The organism is Streptomyces sp. NPDC014907, assembly GCF_055562975.1.
The window spans coordinates 641,554-657,730 of sequence record NZ_JBVHEG010000004.1 but is presented as its reverse complement, the minus strand read 5'-3'; the positions used below and the strand labels follow the sequence as shown (position 1 = coordinate 657,730).

Genomic DNA, 16,177 nt, shown 5'->3' with positions numbered 1-16,177 from the left:
GTCACCCCGTGGGGCGGCATCACCTTCGTCCCCATCACCCACCCCGACACCATCCTCGGGTTCAAGGACCACGCGGTGACGGCCAACAGCGAGGTCCGGCTCACCTGCAACTGGGGCGGGGACTTCACCGGGACGGTCATCAACACCTTCTACCCGCGCCTGCCCAGCGAGTGGAACGTCCCGTACCACCACGTCTTCACGTGATCCGCGGCCACCGCCGCAGCCCGCCCGTCCCGAACCGACGTCCGCACCGCCTGGAAGAGGCACCACGATGTCCGTGCCCACGGAAGAACTGAAACTGGAGATCGTCAACGCCGCCACGGGGAGACCCCTCGGCGCCGAAGCCGTGCCCGGGGCAGGGCGGGACGCTCGTCGTCCGCGAGCTCCCCGACGGCGGCCCGGGCCCGGAGCGGTGGCGGATCGCCCCCGTGCCGTCCGCGCGGGACGAGCGGGTGTACGTGATCCGCAACACGGGTGACGGGAAGGTCCTCGACCAGCCTGCCGCCGCGGGCGGCGGTGTCCGGCAGGGGGACGCGGCCGACGGCAAGAAGAGCCAGCAGTGGCGCCTCGTCCCCGTCGAGGGCGAAGCCGCCCTCTACTTCATCGAGAGCGCGGCTGACGACACCGTCCTCGATCTCGACGGCGGCCTCGACGCGTCCGGTGAGAACGGCACCCCGGTCGTCCTGCGCGCGTACGGCGAGGACGCGGAGAGCCAGCGATGGCGTCTGGTGCCGGCCGAGCCCGAGCGCGTCAGCGACCCGGTGCTGCGCTGGGCACGGCTGGGGCACTGGAACGGACGGCAGTCCTGGCGGCGGCCCCCTCGGCGGCGCTGCGTCCCGTACCCGGTGCGACGCCCTCGTTCAGCGATCTGCTGCTGGTCCTCGACCGGTTCGGGAGCGATCCGGACGCCGGCGGCTGGAAGAGCGAAGGGGCCCCGCCCCGCCCCGGTGCACAGCCGGGCTCGTGGGCCGGGCTCGGCGGGCGGTTCCTCGCCGAAACCGCCGGAAAGGCGCCGGCGGACATCGTCGCGCTCAAGCCGGCCAAGGGGATCGTGTCGGTCGTCGCGCGAGGTGACGGCACGTTCGAGGACGAGGAGCGCGTCCTGCACCCGCCCGCACCGTCCCCGAGTCCGGCGGACCTGTGGACCCTGGCCGACATCGCGGGCGAAGGCAGGCCCGGCATCGTGGTGCTGGCCGCCGACGGTGTCCGGGTGTCCCCCCAGGACGAGGAGGGGACCTTTACGCCCGCGGGCGGCGGGCCGGTCCTCAAGGCGTTCGGCCACGGCGATCAGGCCGGCGGGTGGCTCGTGGACGAGCACCCCCGCTTTCTCGCCGACACCACTGGCGACGGCCGGCTCGACATCGTCGGCTGCCATGACGACGGCGTCTGGATCTCCCTCCAGGACGAGGACGGGACGTTCGCCGAGCCGCTCTACGTCCTGGACGACTTCGGGGCCGGCCAGGGGTGGGCCTCGGCGGAGGAGCACCCCCGGTTCCTGCTGAAGACCACCGGCGACGGCGCGACGGACGTCGTCGGCTTCGGCCCGCACGTCGTCGTCGCCCGAGGCCTCGGCGACGGCACCTTCGAGTCCGCGAAGCTCGTCCTGAACGACTTCGGGACCGCCCAGGGATGGACGGCGAGCAAGCACCTCCGCTTCCTCGCCGACGTCACCGGCGACGGACGCGTCGACATCATCGGCTTCGGAGGACCGGGCGTGTACGTGGCCCGCAACCTCTACCGCCGCTTCCGCACCCGCTGACCGGTGGGTGAGGGCGGGGCCTCCCGTTTCCGCGAGGCCCTGGGACCCATTCGCCACAAGGAGTCCGTCAGGGCGGGGTCATGGTCGGATCGCCAAGTCCCGGACGCCGGCCACGGCCGCGACGACCTCGTCCGGGACCGTCGGACTCCGCTCCGGTTGCCCGTCGGTCACGATGGACGGTGGCAGGACTTTGACCACCTCCTCCTGGAGGCCCGCGGTCTCCAGGAGGAGCCCCGCCCGGTAGGCGGCGTCGCAGACCTGGCGGGCTGCGCCCGAGCGGTTGAGGGGAAGGCCCCGGACCAGACCCCGTCCGCGCGGCGCGGCAAGTCCGTGGTGACGTGCCACTTCGGTGGGGGAACGGCGCACCCGCTCGCCCAGCAGGACGATCCGGGCCTCGAGTGCCCTGTCGGACCAGAAGGCCTCCAACGCCCTGGTGGCGGTGACGAACGCCGGACTGCAGCCACGAGAGGGGTCGTTGTGTTCTCCGGGCCGTCACACGTCGTACCCGGGGAGCATCCGGGTGAGGGTCAGGGGCATTCCGTAGCTGCTGATCGACTTGGACCGGCAGATGACGTCGGGGACGATCCCGGACGTCTCGAAGGAGAGGAACGGGCCGGTGCGTCCGCGGTCCCTCCGGATGTCGTCGGCCACCAGCAGAGCACCGTGTGCCCGGGGCCATGAGGCAAGCGTCCTCAACCAGGCCGGGCGGGCTGGGCCGACCCCGCCCTCGCCCCACACGGTCTCCACCATCACGGTGGCGAGCGGCTCTTCGGCAGCCGCGGCGCCCAGTGCCCGGAACAACCGGATGACGGCCCGCTCGTCGTCGTTGGCGGGGTCGTCGAAGGGGATCGGCACGGTGTGCAGGAACGGAATGCCGGCCCCGGCGCGCTTGACCGGGTTCGCGGTGACGGCGAGCGCGTCGAGCGTCATGCCGTGGAAACCGCCCTCGAAGTAGGCCACGGTGTACCGCCCGGTGACCTTGTGTTCTCCGCGCAGGCGGGAGCGTTGCGAGGGCCGTACCCGGCAGGGCAAGACCCGGCGCGACATCGTCCGGTGCCTCGAACGTTACGCTGCTCGTGAGGTGTTCCACCCGGTCAGGACCACCCATTCGTATCCGTCGCTGTAGGCGCTGTCGTGACAGATGAAGGTGTGAACCGGTGAGCGAGACCAAGATCGATACGCTGCAGTACCGCGTCGACGGGCCGGAACAGGCCCCGGTCCTTGTCCTGGGGCCCTCCCTCGGTACCACATTCCACATGTGGGACCGGCAGATCCCCGAGCTCACGCGGGAGTGGCGGGTCGTCCGTTTCGACCTGCCCGGGCACGGCGGGGCGCCCGCCCGACCCTTCAGTTCCGTCGCCGACCTGGGGGACCGGCTGCTCGCCACCCTCGACGCGCTCGGCGTCCAGCGCTTCGGGTACGCGGGCTGCTCCCTCGGCGGGGCCGTCGGCCTCGACCTCGCGCTGCGGGCGCCCCACCGGGTCGCCTCGCTCGCCCTGGTCGCCGCCTCGCCCCGGTTCGGCACCGCCGACGAGTTCCGGCAGCGCGGCGTCATCGTCCGCGCCAACGGTCTGGAGCCGATGGCCCGCACCGCCCCCGAACAGTGGTTCACCCCGCTCTTCGCCGGCGCGCAGCCCGCCATCGTCGACTGGGCCGTCCAGATGGTCCGCACGACCGACCCCGCCTGCTACATCGCCGCCTGCGAGGCCCTCGCCGTCTTCGACGTCCGCGAGGCGCTCGGCCGCATCGGCATCCCGGTGCTGGTCCTCGTCGGTTCCGAGGACCAGGTCACCGGCCCCGCCGAGGCCCGCACCCTGGTCGCCGGCATCGCCGACGCCCGGCTCGCCGTCGTCCCCGGCGCCTCCCACCTCGCCCCCGTCGAGCAGCCCGCCGCCGTCACCGACCTGCTCGTCGACCACTTCGCCGGGACCGCCCAGGACACCAGCGGCGTCCTGGCCGTGCCGCCGCCCCCCGCGCCCCCGGTCCTCGTCGCCGAGCCCCCGGACGCCGCCCCGGACGCCGGGTCCGCCGGCACGGGCCGCCCCGACCCGTACGAGAAGGGCCTCGGGCTGCGCCGCGAGGTCCTCGGCGACGCCCATGTGGACCAGGCCCTCGCCGACGACCCCGACGGCGCCTTCCAGGGCCTCGTCACCCGGTACGAATGGGGCGAGGTCTGGGGCCGCGAGGGCCTCGACCGCCGCACGCGCAGCGCCGTCACCCTCACCGCCCTTCTCGCCGGGGGCCACCGGGAGGCCCTGGCGGACCACACCCGGGCCGCCCTCCGCAACGGCCTCGCGCCCGGCGAGATCCGCGAGATCGTGCTCCACGCGGGCGTGTACTGCGGCCTTCCGGCCGCCGAGACCGCGCTGCGCGTCGTCACCCGCGTCATCGAGGAGGAGACCACGCCCCCGGCGTAGCCTGGACGTGTGAAGCTGACGAAGAAGACCCACGCCTGCGTCCGCCTCGAGAAGGGCGGGCGGACGCTCGTCCTCGACCCCGGGGGCTTCACCGAGGAGGACGCCGTCCTCGGGGCCGAAGCCGTCCTCGTCACCCACGAGCACCCCGACCACTTCGACGAGGGCCGGCTGCGGGCCGCCCTGGAGGCCGATCCGGCCGTCGAGGTCTGGACGCTGCGCAGCGTCGCCGACACGATCTCGGCGGCCTTCCCCGGCCGGGTGCACACCGTCGGCCACGGCGACGCCTTCACGGCGGCCGGGTTCGACGTCCAGGTCCACGGCGAACTGCACGCGGTGATCCACCCGGACATCCCGCGCGTCACCAACGTGGGCTACCTCGTGGACGGCGCCGTCTTCCACCCGGGCGACGCGCTCACGGTGCCCGACCACCCCGTCGACACGCTGCTGCTGCCCGTCATGGCCCCCTGGAACAAGATCTCCGAGGTCATCGACTACGTCCGCGAGGTGAAGCCGCGCCGGGCGTACGACGTCCACGACGCCCTGCTCACCGACCTCGCCCGCCCCATCTACGACCGCCAGATCGGTGCCCTCGGCGGCACCGACCACTCCCGGCTCGCCCCGGGGGCCTCCGCCGACGTCTGAGCCGGCCCGCCCGGCTCTCCGCCGGCGGCCGGGGGGCCGCCTCCGGCCGCCGGGGAACCGGCCGTTGTCGGTCTCCGCCAGTAGGCTTGCGCGCATGCGCATCGCCACCTGGAACGTCAACTCGATCACCGCCCGGCTGCCCCGTCTCCTGGCCTGGCTGGAGAGCAGCGGCACCGACGTGCTGTGCATCCAGGAGACCAAGTGCGCCGCCGAGCAGTTCCCCGCCGAGGAGCTGCGGGAACTGGGCTACGAGTCGGCGGTCAACGCCACCGGCCGGTGGAACGGCGTCGCCCTGCTCTCCCGGGTCGGTCTCGCGGACGTGGTCACGGGCCTGCCCGGCGGGCCGGAGTACGACGGGGTCCAGGAGCCCCGGGCGGTCTCCGCGACCTGCGGCCCGGTCCGCGTCTGGTCGGTGTACGTGCCGAACGGCCGCGAGGTGGCCCACGACCACTACGCCTACAAGCTGCGCTGGCTGGAGGCCCTCAAGGCCGCCGTCACCGAGGACGCGGCGGGGGAGCGCCCCTTCGCGGTCCTCGGCGACTACAACATCGCGCCGGCCGACGAGGACGTCTGGGACATCGCCCTCTTCGAGGGCGCCACGCACGTGACGGAGCCGGAGCGGGCCGCGCTCGCCGCGCTGCGCGGGACCGGTCTGAGCGACGTGGTCCCGCGCCCCCTCAAGTACGACCACCCCTTCACCTACTGGGACTACCGCCAGCTCGGCTTCCCCAAGAACAAGGGCATGCGCATCGACCTGGTGTACGGCAACAAGTCCTTCACCGAGGCCGTCACGGACAGCTACGTGGACCGCGAGGAGCGCAAGGGCAAGGGCGCCTCGGACCACGCCCCGGTCGTCGTCGACCTCGACGTGTAGCGGTCCCGGGGACGGCGCCCGGTCCGCGCCCGGCGCCCGGAGCGCGGGCCGTGTCCGCGCCCGCCGGGCCGCACCGCCGTGCCCCGGGCCCCCGCGCCCGCCCGCGCCGCGCCCGCCCGCGCCGCGCCCGCCCGCGCCGCGCCGCGTCCGCCCGCGCCGTGCCCGCCCGGAAGGCCCGGGAACGATCTCCGCGCGCCGGGTGGTGGACCGGCGGGAGGCGGTGCGAGGCTGTTCGGATGAACATCCCGTTTCTGGACATCTGGCGCAGACGACACGATCCCGGCCCTCCGGCCTCCCCGCTGGCCGCCGCCTTCGACCGCGACCCGGACGGGGTGGCCGAGCTGCTCGCCGAGTGCGAGCTGCTGCGCGCCCGGGCGGGCGGGGCCGGGGTGGAGCTGGACGACACCCCGCGCTCCCTCCAGGAACTCGACCAGCTGCCGCCCCGCTGGCGGGACGACCCGGAGGAGCTGCCCTGGTTCGGGAACGACGCCGGCCTCTACCTCGGCACGGTGGTCGTACGGAACGTGCCGGGCGCCCGCTGGCAGGTGCGGCCGGGCGGAAGCCCGGTGGTGCGGCTCGCCTCCGGGCGGGAGATCCAGGTCGTCGAGGCCGGTCTCGACTGGGCGCTGACGGGCGCGCCCCCGCTCTCCCGGGTGTACGCGGAGGCCGCCGAGTACTGAGGTGAATGCCCGCCCCCTGCACTCGTGCGTAGTAAATACGGCTTATTCCGGTTTCATGCGTGTCGTCCCGTGAAGTCCATTTTCCGGTGGGTAGTTTGCGCTGACCGCGACACCGCTGAGAAATGGGGCAGGGCAGCGTATGGCCGTCGTCGATCCACTGATCGAACTGCGTGGCGTCAACAAGCACTTCGGCACGTTGCACGTCCTCCGGTCCATCGACCTCACCGTCGCCCGCGGGGAGGTGGTCGTCGTCATCGGGCCCTCCGGGTCGGGCAAGTCCACCCTCTGCCGGGCGATGAACCGCCTGGAGAGCGTCGAGTCGGGAGAGATCCTCATCGACGGGCGGCCGCTCCCCGCCGAGGGCAAGGCGCTCGCCCGGCTGCGGGCCGAGGTCGGCATGGTCTTCCAGTCCTTCAACCTCTTCGCGCACAGGACCGTCCTCGACAACGTCTCCCTCGCCCAGGTCAAGGTCCGCAAGCGCAAGAAGGAGGAGGCCGACCGGCGTTCGCGCGACCTCCTCGACCGGGTCGGACTCGCCGCGCACGCCGGCAAGTTCCCGGCCCAGCTCTCCGGCGGTCAGCAGCAGCGCGTGGCGATCGCCCGCGCGCTCGCGATGGACCCGAAGGTCATGCTGTTCGACGAGCCGACCTCGGCGCTCGACCCCGAGATGATCAACGAGGTCCTGGAGGTCATGCGGCAGCTGGCCCGGGAGGGCATGACCATGGTGGTCGTGACCCACGAGATGGGCTTCGCGCGCTCCGCCGCCAACCGGGTCGTCTTCATGGCCGACGGGAAGATCGTCGAGGACCGCGCGCCGGAGGACTTCTTCACCGCCCCGCGCAGCGAACGCGCCAAGGACTTCCTCTCCAAGATCCTCAAGCACTGACCGGGTGGGAACCATGCAGCGTACGCACCGGACCCTGGCCGCGCTCGCCCTGCTGCTCGCCGCGACGGCGGCGCTCGGCGGCTGCGGCCGGGAGGGCAGCCCGCCCGTCAAGGGCCCCCAGCCCGACCAGCTCCCCGTCTACCAGGTGCGGGAGGACTTCGCCCTGCCCGGCTCGGCCACCTGGAACCGGGCGAAGAAACGCGGCCGGCTCGTCGTCGGCGTCAAGGAGGACCAGCCCTACATGGGCGAGAAGGACCCGGCCTCCGGCCGCTACTCCGGCTTCGACATCGAGATCGCCAGGATGATGGCCGCCTCCCTCGGCTTCGACCCGGCCCGCGTCGAGTTCCGCACGATCGCCTCGGCCAACCGCGAGACCGCCCTGCAGAACGGCCAGATCGACTACTACGTCGGCACCTACACCATCAACGACAACCGCAAGAAGCTCGTCGGCTTCGCCGGACCCTACTACCAGGCCGGGCAGTCGCTGCTGGTCCGCACCGACGAGAAGGACATCCACGGCCCCGGGGACCTGGCGGGCAAACGGGTCTGCTCGGCCGCCGGCTCCACCCCGTACCAGCGCATCCAGAAGGACTACCCGAAGGCCGAACTCGTCGCCTACGACACCTACTCGGCCTGCGTGGACAACCTGCTGACCTATCAGGTCGACGCGGTCACCACCGACGACACGATCCTCATGGGCTACGCCGCCAAGGTCCCCGACGAGCTGAAGGTGGCCGGGAAGCCGTTCTCGAAGGAGCCGTACGGCATCGGCGTCCCGCGCGACGACAACGCGCTGCGCCTGGCCCTGGACGACGCCGTCGTCGCCCACGAGGAGAACGGCGACTGGAAGAAGGCGTACGACGCCACCCTCGGCCTCTCCGGGGTCCCCGCCCCGAAGCCGCCCGCCGTCGACCGGTACCCGGCGGGCCGATCCGGAGGAGCTCCTTCGACATGGACGTCCTGACCGACAACTTCTCCCTCTACGGAAAGGGGTTCCTCGGCACCGTCGAACTCACCGTCTACGCCTCGGCGCTCGCCCTCGTCCTGGGCTTCGTCATGGCCTCCTTCCGGGCCGCGCCCGTGAAGGCGTGCCGGGTCTTCGGAACGGCCTGGGTGACCGTCCTGCGCAACACCCCGCTGACCCTGCTCTTCTTCGCGGTCATGCTGGGGCTGCCGCGCTTCGGACTGGTCCTGCCCTTCGAGCTGTTCGCGGTCCTCGCCCTCGGCTGCTACACCTCGGCCTTCGTCTGCGAAGTGCTGCGCTCCGGCATCAACACCGTGCCGCGCGGCCAGGGGGAGGCGGCCCGCAGCCTGGGCATGACCTTCACCCAGACGCTCGGCACGGTCGTCCTCCCGCAGGCCTTCCGCACCGTCATCCCGCCCATCGGCTCGACCCTGATCGCCCTCGCCAAGAACTCGGCGATCGCGGGCGCGTTCAGCGTCACCGAACTCCTCGGCACGTACAAGACGCTGAGCGAGCTCGGCTACAACATCATCTGGACCTTCGTCTGGATCGCCGTCGGATACCTGATCATCACCCTCACCATCAGCGCCCTCTTCCACGTCATGGAGAAGCGCTGGGGAGTCGCCCGATGACCGAGTCCACCGCCCTCTACGACATCCCCGGGCCGCGCGCCCGGAGACGCCACCTCCTCTACGGCCTCGCCGCCACCGCCGTGCTCCTCGCGCTGGCCGGCTGGGTGCTCTTCCTCCTCTTCGACACCGACCAGTTCACCTCCACCAAGTGGTCGCCCTTCCTCTACGAGGGCATCCAGGAACTGCTGCTCAGGGGGCTCGGCAACACCCTCAAGGCCTTCGCCTGCGCGGCGGTCCTCTCGCTCGCCCTCGGCGCCCTCCTGGCCGCCGGCCGCCTCTCCGAGCACCGGGTGCCGCGGTGGATCTCGACCCTGTTCGTCGAGTTCTTCCGCGCCATGCCCGTCCTGGTGATGATCTTCTTCGTCTTCGTGGCGCTGAAGGTGCAGCCGCTGCCCGCGCTCGTCGCCGGACTGACCCTCTACAACGGGTCGGTGCTCGCCGAGGTGTTCCGCACCGGGGTCCACTCCGTCGAGAGCGGCCAGGGGGAGGCCGCGTACGCGCTCGGCATGCGCAAGACGCAGGTCATGACGTACGTCCTGGTGCCCCAGGCCGTCCGCGCGATGCTGCCCGCCATCATCAGCCAGCTGGTGGTGGCGCTCAAGGACACCTCGCTCGGGTTCCTCATCACCTACGAGGAGTTCCTGCACGCGGGCAAGCTGATCGCGTCGAACCTCGACTACGACCTGCCGTTCATCCCCGTCGTCCTCGTCATCTCGCCCCTCTACATCGGGATGTGCATGCTGCTCTCCTGGTTCGCCACCTGGCTGGCCCGCAAGGAGCGCCGCGACCCGAAGGCGGGGGCCGTGGACGTCGCCCCGGCGGGACCGGGGGCGCCGCTGCCGGGAGGGCGGTAGCGGGACGCGAGGCGCACCCGCCCGGCAGCGGCCGGTGATCACTCCTCCCGCAGCGGTACCGACACGTACGACGGGTCGGCCGCGGGGGAGGAGAAGGTCAGCCGCGCGCCGGTCGGGTTGTGCTCGATGTAGAGCGGGTCGACGGTGTCGACCACCAGGGCGAGCCGGTGCCCGGCCGGCACGTCGTACGCCGTGGAGAACAGCTCCAGGTCGACGGCGAACGGCTGTCCCGGGGTCTTGCCGTGGAAGGTGTACGGGGCGTTGGTGACCAGCTTGCCCACCCCGAGCGGGCCCACGTCGTAGAGGTAGGCGACGAGGGTGCCGCTCTCCTCGGTGGAGGTGACGGTGGTGTGCACCTTCGCCGTGCCGCGCACCCGCTGCGGGGCGTCGTACCACCCGGACTGCCACACGGCGGCGAAGGAGCGGGGGAGCAGGGGCACCGAGACGACGGGCGGGACGCGGAGGAACTGGTCCAGGGCGTTGGTGAGCAGGGTGGTGCCGCCGTTGGCGCCCGAGTCGACGTTCGCCCACACCCGCTGCGTGCCGTCGAGGTCGAACCTCCGCCGGTCGGCGTCGACGGACTTCCAGTCCGCGTAGCCCTCGTACGCCCCGGTGGAGCGGGACTTGAGCTGGACCGGCCGTTCGCGGTCGATGCCGTTGTCCGCGCCCTTGAGGTAGCGGTCGAACCAGCGCCGGGTGCTGGTCCAGGTGTCGTTGGGCAGTCCGAAGAGGCCGGTGAGTTCGGCGGTGGCGTGGTCGCCGGGGCGGAACTCCAGGCGCTTGGGGCCGGTGAGCTTCTCGTAGAAGCTCGCGTACTGGTTGGGCGGGAAGATGGTGTCGCCCCAGGCGTTGCCGAGCATGATCGCGGCGCCGTTGGCGTTGATCCGGTCGAGGTACGTCACCGGGGAGCGCTTGCGGCCCCAGGCGATCATGTCCTCCTCCTTGGCCAGGTTGGAGGAGAGGAAGTCGTCCAGGACCTGCCGGAGTTCGGGGCCCGGGCGTCCGGTGAGGTATCCGGCGCCGCCGAGCAGGGCGGCGGCCTGGAGGTGCTGGGTCCGTCCGCTGTAGATGGAGTCGATGAGGTCGGCCCAGCCGCTGAGCGCGGCGACGGCCTTGATCCGGGGGTCGTGCGCGGCGGCGAGGAGGCTGATCCCGGCGCCGTACGAGACGCCTCCCATGCCCACGTGCCCGGGGTCGGCGGGGGTGTGGGCGAGGGCCCAGTCGATCACCGCGGAGGCGTCGGCGACGTCCTCGGGACCCGCGGTCTCGATCTCGCCGCCGGACTGCCAGAAGCCGCGCGAGTTGTAGCTCACGACGACGTAGCCGGAGTCGGCGAGCTTCTGGGCCTGGGCGACGTACTCGATCTGGGGCATGGCCCAGCTGGTGGGCAGCACGATGAGGGGGAGGCGGGCGTCGGCGGGCGTCCCGGCGGGGGTGAGGACGTTCGCCTTGAGGACGGTGCCGCCCTCTCCGGGGACGTCGACGAAGCGGACGTCGGCCGGGCCGGTGGTGCCGGCCCGGGCCGCGGGGGCGAGACCGAGGGTCGTCCCGGCCACGAGGGCGGCCGAGACGGCGAGGACCAGGGATGCGCGCACGGGGATACTCCTCACCGGGAGCGCTGCGGGGACAGCGCTGGGGGGCAGTGAAAGTACCCGACGGTAACCTTGATGGCTTACCGGAGGTAACACCCCGGCGCGTCACGCGGGGATAACGATTGGCGGCCCCGGCGCCCCGCTCACGCCGCCGCGGACCCGGACTCGGACTCGGACTCGGGTGCGGGAGCCGTGAGCGCCGCACGCGTCACGTCGGCCACCAGTTCCACCACGTCGGGACCGTAGGCCTCCGAGTTGACCACCCGGAGGAGCAGGACGAACGAGCCGTCGCGGTGACGGCGCGCCAGGGCCTCGTGGTGACGGGCCAGATAGCGGGTCGCCGCCTGGTTGGTGATCGCCCGCTGCCCGCAGAAGAGGAAGACCGGCCGGTGCCCCTCCCCGGCCGTGAGCCGGGCCAGGATCACGTACTCGGACGTCCCCTTGACCATGAGGTGGCGCTCGGTGCCGATCGTGATCGACCCCCGCAGCCCGGACGGCTCGACGTCCACGTCGACCGACACGCCCGGCAGCAGGGTGGCCAGATGGGCCGCCGTGCGCCTGTTGGAGAGCATGCTCCAAGAGCACGGTACAACTCAGTTTCGTGACAGCCGCCTGACCTGCACAAACACCAACCCTGAGCCCTCGCTGATGCGGGGGCTCTTCGCATGGGAGGGCTCATGCCCAGCATCGACCCCCGCCAGGACCTGAAGCGGGACATCCGCACGGCGCTTGACCGCAACTCGGAGCACGACCTTCCGGAGGTGGTCACCGTCGCGGTTCTTCAGGCGGTGCTCCCGCACCTGGAGGCGGCGTACAAGCGCGGCGAGACCGTCGCGAAGCTCCGCCAGGGAAGCGTCCTGGTGGTCAAGAACGAAAAGCTGCGCCGGGAGATCCGGCGCCTGAAGGAGGAGGGCAAGTGATCCCCGTCTGCCACAACTGCAAGCAGGTCATCTGCGTGTGCCGGAGGCTGCGATGATCCAACCCAGCCCCACCGAACTCCTCGCCGCCGAAACCCTCACCCTCGCCGAGGCGATCGGCCGCAACCGCTTCGCCGACTTCCTCGAAAGGTACCGACACGAGGTCCGGGCCGCCGTCCTCCGTGAAGCCGCCGACGCGGTCGCGGCTGACACCAGCCACATCCGCTACGGATGCGCCACCGACTACGCCGAGCGACACGCCGACCTGCTCCGCCGCCTGGCCGACGAGGGGACCTGCCGATGAGCGAACGCGTCGAGCACGTCCCGCAGTGCGTGCACGGCTACGGGCTGGGGCAGAGGTCCTGCCCCGGATGCGACGCGGAGCAGGAGCGGTGGCACATCGCCGACCCGGTCCGGTTCAAGCCCCACTGGGCACGGCAGTGGATGCGTCGCTGCCGTCGCTGCGGGCTCGTCGCTTCGCACCGCATCCATGTGGAGGTTCAGTCGTGACCAGACCCCGCAACACCCTGCTCGGCCGCCTCCGTGGCGGCCTTTCTCGTATCGGCCGCGCCCTTCACGTCAAGCGCGAGGACGTCTTCATGACGATCCTCGGCGCCCTGATCGGCGGGCTCATGGGCTGGCTCTTCGTAGCCATGTGGATCAGATAAGGAGGACCGATGGTCCTGTACGACCCCACCCGGGCGTGGTGGGCCGACGGCCTGTGCCGGTCCGCCGACCCTGCGGGCTTCTTCGCGCCCGGCGGGCCGCTCACGGCGCCCCCGTCCCCTTCGACGCAGGCGGCCTGGGACGAGGCGAAGAAGGTTTGCGCCCGCTGCCCCGTCCTCGCCGAGTGCCGGCGGGACACCAAGGGCGAGGAGTACGGCGTCTGGGGCGGCCTGGACGAGCACCAGCGCTACCGCGCTCGCGTCAACCTCAGCAAGACCAGTCAGTGGAAGAAGTGGCCGGAGGCGGAGCGCCTGGAGTGGGGCAAACACCTCGCCGGACTGCGAAAGCAGGGCTACGGCTTTCCCGAGATCCGCTTTCTGACGGGCTTCTTCGCCTCCGTCACGGAGGCGCTGATCCGCGAGTGGGAGGAATCCCGCTCGGCATCCCCCGCTTCCGCCCCTGCTCGGTCCCGCCGGCCGGAGCCGGAGCACCTGGCGCCCGTCCCGTTCCCGGAGAACCCGGGGCAGCGACACGCCTGGGTGCGCAACGGGCGCTCGATCGCGGACGGCTGGTACGCCGGCCAGACCAGCGACGGTGCCTGGGTGCGCATGCGGGTCTTCTCGGGCCGCGGCCAGGTCTTCAAGTTCTTCCGGCCCGAGGACGTGGACTTCTACAACCCCCAGCGGCGCTACATCGTGCCGTACTTCGGGCGGCCTGATGCCGCCAGCACCCAGGAGGGCGCACGTGTTGCGTAAGAGCCCCGCCAGCGAACTCCGGGCCGTCGACCGGCCCAGGGAGCGGTGATCATGCAGCCGTTCGTCACCCTTGGCCGCGAGCTTGCTCGACGTGGACAGAAGTGCAGCTACTCACCTAGCGATACCGACGCCACCGACTGCCCCAACGGCGCCACCTGGCACATCATGTGGACCGTCGACGGAGACGCCGGTCTCTCCTGTGATTCGCACATGGGTGCAGCTCGCCATTTCGTGTTTGTCGACTCCCATCGCATCGGACCCGACTGCGCCGCGCCTGGAGCGCTCTGGGATGCGGACAACCAGCGGTGCGTCTACCCCGACGGACTCGCGCTCGTGGCGACCCGAGCGAGCGCTTGCGAGGCCTCATGATCGCCCACCTCTCGCACTCCTCGAAGGAGACCTTCGAGCGCTGCGCCAAGGGCTGGTTCCTCCGCTACATCGCTAAGGCGCCGCAACAGCCTGCCGTGTGGTCCGTGGGCGGCTCCGCCGTGCACGAGGCGACGGAGCACTACGACTTGGTCACTGTCGCCGGAGGCGGTGACACCTGGACCGAGACTCACACCCGGACGCTTTGGGCCGCGTCCTTCGATGAGCAGCTCGACAAGGCCACCGAGAAGGAGCCGAACCAGAACCTGTGGCGCCGGTCGGGAACCGACGACGTCGAGTCCTGGCGGGCCATGGGCCTCACGCACGTCCAGTCGTACATCGACTGGCGCGAGCGCGCGAAGTGGGAGATCTGGACCACGCCTGACGGCGAGCCCGCGATCGAGCTGGACATCTCCGGGCGACTGCCCGGGTGCCCGGTGGAGATCAAGGCGTACCTGGACCGGATCTTCTACGACCCGCTCTTCAAGAAGCACTGGATCGTGGACCTGAAGACGGGCAAGCGCCCGCCCAGCAGCTCCACGCAGTTCGGCGTGTACGCCGCGCTGGTCAAGGCCAAGTACGGCATTGACATCCACGACGGCGCCGCCTTCATGAACAGGCGGGGCGGGCTCGGCAAGCCCATGGACCTTTCGGAGTACACCCCCGAGGCGGTGGGCCGGGTCTTCGGCGAGACCTGGGAGCAGATCCAGAGCGGGAGCTTCCCGGCAAACGGACTCGATCGCGGTTGCTACATCTGCGACGTCTCCGCTGCCTGCGCTGCCAAGAACGGGCCGCTCGCGGCCCAGTACGACCCGGACTCGCCGGGTCACATCAGCAACCAACCCCCTTACTAGGAGAAGGAATGGCCAGCACGTTCACTGCTCGCTTCGACAGCGAGTGCAACGAGTGCTACGGGCAGATCTGGGCCGGCGACGAAGCGGGCTGGGTGGACGGCGAGGTCGTCTGCGAGGGCTGCTTCAACGAAGCGGAGCGCTCGTGAGCTACCGCCACAGCAGCTACCGCAAGCTGAAGAAGGCCACGGCGGCAGGCCGAGACCTGCCGGAGAAGTTCGACATGGCGACCTTCAGGCGCCTCTACGGGCGTCACCACGGGAACCGCTTCAGCCACTGGCTGAACGCCCGGCCGCTCAACAAGAGCCTGAGCTGGGGCAAGCCGAAGGGCTGGCGCCTGTGAACTGCGACTGCGGCGCGTGCTGCCCGCAGTGCGGGCACTATCCCGGCTGCGCGAGCAGGGAGGGGGCGGCGGAGGAGTGAGCACCAACGAGCCTCCGGGCAGCGGCCCGGATCTGACCGTGTGCATCGCTGACGGCTGCGATGAGACGGGGGACCTGATGGTCCAGGAATGCGCTCCTGGGCGCACCTGGATGTACACGGGCGGCGTGTGTGGCCACGTGGCCTTCATCGCCAAGAAGCACTACGACATCACCAGGAACGAGGACACCCAGTGACCGACACCATGCCCGAGCAGACCACCGAGGACGAGCAGGACTGGACCGCCCCGGAAGGCGCGACCTACCCGGAGCACCCCGCCAACCCGCACAACCACCGCTACACCATCTCCATGAACGGCCAGGGACCGATGGTCGTCATCCGCGGCAACACCGCCGAGGAGATCAACGCCGCGTGCGAGGAGCTGCGCGAGCACGCCACCGGAGCCGCCCTCGGGTCCTTCTGGTCGGACTTCAAGGCTGCCGCGATGGTCGCGAACGGCCTCGGCGGAGCAACGCCCGTCCCGGCCCAGGCCGGACCGCCGGCGCCCCCGCAGGGCGCCCCCACCCCGCCGCCCTTCGGGCCGAACGTCTCCGTCCCCGGTGCCCCCGGCTACGCCGGCCCGCCCGCGCCTCCGGCGCCGCCCGCCCAGCAGGGCGGCTGGCAGCAGCAGGCTCCGGCGCAGGTCTCGCCGGAGTACCGGCAGCACGGCTGGTACAAGCTGACCGTCCCCTTCCCGAAGAAGGGCGAGTTCGACGGCATCGTGGCCCAGTACCAGCTGCGCAAGGGCCGCCCGTCCGAGGGCGGGCAGGTCTCCTGGAACAAGCAGGAGAAGAGCTGGATGGTCTCGCCCGACGCCGCCGGCGCCTTCCCGCAGTTCTCGCCCGTCCCCGCGTAATCGCGTGACCGACTTCCCCGGCGCCCTCCTCCTCCCTCACACTGTG

Annotated in this window: 21 protein-coding genes and 3 pseudogenes; 20 read left to right on the top strand and 4 right to left on the bottom strand. The window is 71.4% G+C overall.

The features are described 5' to 3' along the window. Both ACZ3IL_RS15370 and ACZ3IL_RS15365 read left to right on the top strand, forming a co-directional pair. Window positions 1-204: pseudogene (locus tag ACZ3IL_RS15370) on the top strand (hypothetical protein); the annotation flags it as partial. 67 nt (window positions 205-271) lie between these two features. Beyond that, window positions 272-1,759 (top strand): annotated as a pseudogene (locus ACZ3IL_RS15365) (RICIN domain-containing protein). Between the two features lie 78 nt (window positions 1,760-1,837). Here ACZ3IL_RS15365 and ACZ3IL_RS15360 read toward each other — a convergent pair. Beyond that, complete coding sequence (locus tag ACZ3IL_RS15360) at window positions 1,838-2,185, bottom strand: hypothetical protein (RefSeq protein ID WP_467390450.1); 348 nt, start codon at window positions 2,183-2,185, stop codon at window positions 1,838-1,840. 66 nt (window positions 2,186-2,251) lie between these two features. Further along, on the bottom strand, window positions 2,252-2,806 hold the full coding sequence (locus ACZ3IL_RS15355; protein ID WP_467390448.1) for an aminotransferase class III-fold pyridoxal phosphate-dependent enzyme: 555 nt from the start codon (window positions 2,804-2,806) through the stop codon (window positions 2,252-2,254). A 110-nt stretch (window positions 2,807-2,916) separates the two neighbouring features. Between ACZ3IL_RS15355 and pcaDC the strand changes: the two genes are divergently transcribed. The 8 genes from pcaDC (at window position 2,917) to ACZ3IL_RS15315 (ending at window position 9,708) form a co-directional block, all read left to right on the top strand. Then, on the top strand, window positions 2,917-4,176 hold the full coding sequence (pcaDC, locus tag ACZ3IL_RS15350; protein ID WP_467390446.1) for a bifunctional 3-oxoadipate enol-lactonase/4-carboxymuconolactone decarboxylase PcaDC: 1,260 nt from the start codon (window positions 2,917-2,919) through the stop codon (window positions 4,174-4,176). A 9-nt stretch (window positions 4,177-4,185) separates the two neighbouring features. Next, window positions 4,186-4,818 (top strand): MBL fold metallo-hydrolase, encoded by a 633-nt coding sequence (locus ACZ3IL_RS15345; protein WP_467390444.1) that lies wholly within the window; start codon window positions 4,186-4,188, stop codon window positions 4,816-4,818. Between the two features lie 94 nt (window positions 4,819-4,912). After that, window positions 4,913-5,692: an exodeoxyribonuclease III gene (locus ACZ3IL_RS15340; protein ID WP_467390442.1), complete on the top strand. Its 780-nt coding sequence runs from the start codon at window positions 4,913-4,915 to the stop codon at window positions 5,690-5,692. A gap of 236 nt (window positions 5,693-5,928) precedes the next feature. After that, on the top strand, window positions 5,929-6,372 hold the full coding sequence (locus ACZ3IL_RS15335; protein WP_467390440.1) for a DUF6278 family protein: 444 nt from the start codon (window positions 5,929-5,931) through the stop codon (window positions 6,370-6,372). 139 nt (window positions 6,373-6,511) lie between these two features. Continuing rightward, complete coding sequence (locus ACZ3IL_RS15330; protein ID WP_467390438.1) at window positions 6,512-7,258, top strand: amino acid ABC transporter ATP-binding protein; 747 nt, start codon at window positions 6,512-6,514, stop codon at window positions 7,256-7,258. A 13-nt stretch (window positions 7,259-7,271) separates the two neighbouring features. Continuing rightward, window positions 7,272-8,222, top strand: coding sequence for a glutamate ABC transporter substrate-binding protein (locus ACZ3IL_RS15325; RefSeq protein ID WP_467390436.1), 951 nt, complete (start codon window positions 7,272-7,274; stop codon window positions 8,220-8,222). After that, entirely contained in the window at window positions 8,210-8,854 is a 645-nt protein-coding gene (locus tag ACZ3IL_RS15320) for an amino acid ABC transporter permease (protein ID WP_467390434.1), read from the top strand. Before ACZ3IL_RS15325 ends, ACZ3IL_RS15320 begins: the two co-directional genes overlap by 13 nt. After that, the gene (locus ACZ3IL_RS15315) at window positions 8,851-9,708 is read left to right on the top strand and encodes an amino acid ABC transporter permease (protein ID WP_467390432.1); all 858 of its coding nucleotides are present in this window, start codon (window positions 8,851-8,853) and stop codon (window positions 9,706-9,708) included. The genes ACZ3IL_RS15320 and ACZ3IL_RS15315 overlap by 4 nt, the downstream gene beginning before the upstream one ends. Before the next feature lie 38 nt (window positions 9,709-9,746). Here ACZ3IL_RS15315 and ACZ3IL_RS15310 read toward each other — a convergent pair whose 3' ends face one another. After that, window positions 9,747-11,303, bottom strand: a complete 1,557-nt coding sequence (locus ACZ3IL_RS15310; protein WP_467390430.1) for a CocE/NonD family hydrolase — start codon at window positions 11,301-11,303, stop codon at window positions 9,747-9,749. Between the two features lie 140 nt (window positions 11,304-11,443). Beyond that, a pseudogene (locus ACZ3IL_RS15305) lies at window positions 11,444-11,884 on the bottom strand (hypothetical protein); the annotation flags it as partial. A 93-nt stretch (window positions 11,885-11,977) separates the two neighbouring features. On the opposite strand from ACZ3IL_RS15305, the gene ACZ3IL_RS15300 reads away from it, so the two are divergent. From ACZ3IL_RS15300 to ACZ3IL_RS15255, 10 genes are all read left to right on the top strand, one after another. Then, window positions 11,978-12,220 carry a hypothetical protein gene (locus ACZ3IL_RS15300; protein WP_467390428.1) on the top strand — a complete coding sequence of 81 codons (243 nt, stop codon included), beginning with the start codon at window positions 11,978-11,980 and terminating at the stop codon, window positions 12,218-12,220. Window positions 12,221-12,272: 52 nt separating this feature from the next. After that, window positions 12,273-12,521 carry a hypothetical protein gene (locus ACZ3IL_RS15295; protein WP_467390426.1) on the top strand — a complete coding sequence of 83 codons (249 nt, stop codon included), beginning with the start codon at window positions 12,273-12,275 and terminating at the stop codon, window positions 12,519-12,521. Window positions 12,522-12,723: 202 nt separating this feature from the next. Next, window positions 12,724-12,885 carry a hypothetical protein gene (locus ACZ3IL_RS15290; RefSeq protein ID WP_467390424.1) on the top strand — a complete coding sequence of 54 codons (162 nt, stop codon included), beginning with the start codon at window positions 12,724-12,726 and terminating at the stop codon, window positions 12,883-12,885. Between the two features lie 9 nt (window positions 12,886-12,894). Further along, window positions 12,895-13,638, top strand: coding sequence for a WhiB family transcriptional regulator (locus ACZ3IL_RS15285; RefSeq protein ID WP_467390422.1), 744 nt, complete (start codon window positions 12,895-12,897; stop codon window positions 13,636-13,638). 51 nt (window positions 13,639-13,689) lie between these two features. Then, window positions 13,690-14,007, top strand: coding sequence for a hypothetical protein (locus ACZ3IL_RS15280; protein WP_467390420.1), 318 nt, complete (start codon window positions 13,690-13,692; stop codon window positions 14,005-14,007). Beyond that, window positions 14,004-14,858 carry a RecB family exonuclease gene (locus ACZ3IL_RS15275; RefSeq protein WP_467390418.1) on the top strand — a complete coding sequence of 285 codons (855 nt, stop codon included), beginning with the start codon at window positions 14,004-14,006 and terminating at the stop codon, window positions 14,856-14,858. The genes ACZ3IL_RS15280 and ACZ3IL_RS15275 overlap by 4 nt, the downstream gene beginning before the upstream one ends. 8 nt (window positions 14,859-14,866) lie before the next feature. Beyond that, on the top strand, window positions 14,867-15,004 hold the full coding sequence (locus ACZ3IL_RS15270; RefSeq protein WP_467390416.1) for a hypothetical protein: 138 nt from the start codon (window positions 14,867-14,869) through the stop codon (window positions 15,002-15,004). Further along, window positions 15,001-15,198, top strand: a complete 198-nt coding sequence (locus ACZ3IL_RS15265; RefSeq protein WP_467390414.1) for a hypothetical protein — start codon at window positions 15,001-15,003, stop codon at window positions 15,196-15,198. The genes ACZ3IL_RS15270 and ACZ3IL_RS15265 overlap by 4 nt, the downstream gene beginning before the upstream one ends. 118 nt (window positions 15,199-15,316) lie before the next feature. Beyond that, a complete protein-coding gene (locus ACZ3IL_RS15260) occupies window positions 15,317-15,472 on the top strand; it encodes a hypothetical protein (RefSeq protein WP_467390412.1) in 156 nt (51 codons plus the stop codon). Continuing rightward, window positions 15,469-16,131 carry a hypothetical protein gene (locus tag ACZ3IL_RS15255; RefSeq protein WP_467390410.1) on the top strand — a complete coding sequence of 221 codons (663 nt, stop codon included), beginning with the start codon at window positions 15,469-15,471 and terminating at the stop codon, window positions 16,129-16,131. Before ACZ3IL_RS15260 ends, ACZ3IL_RS15255 begins: the two co-directional genes overlap by 4 nt. The last annotated feature ends 46 nt before the right edge of the window (window positions 16,132-16,177 follow it).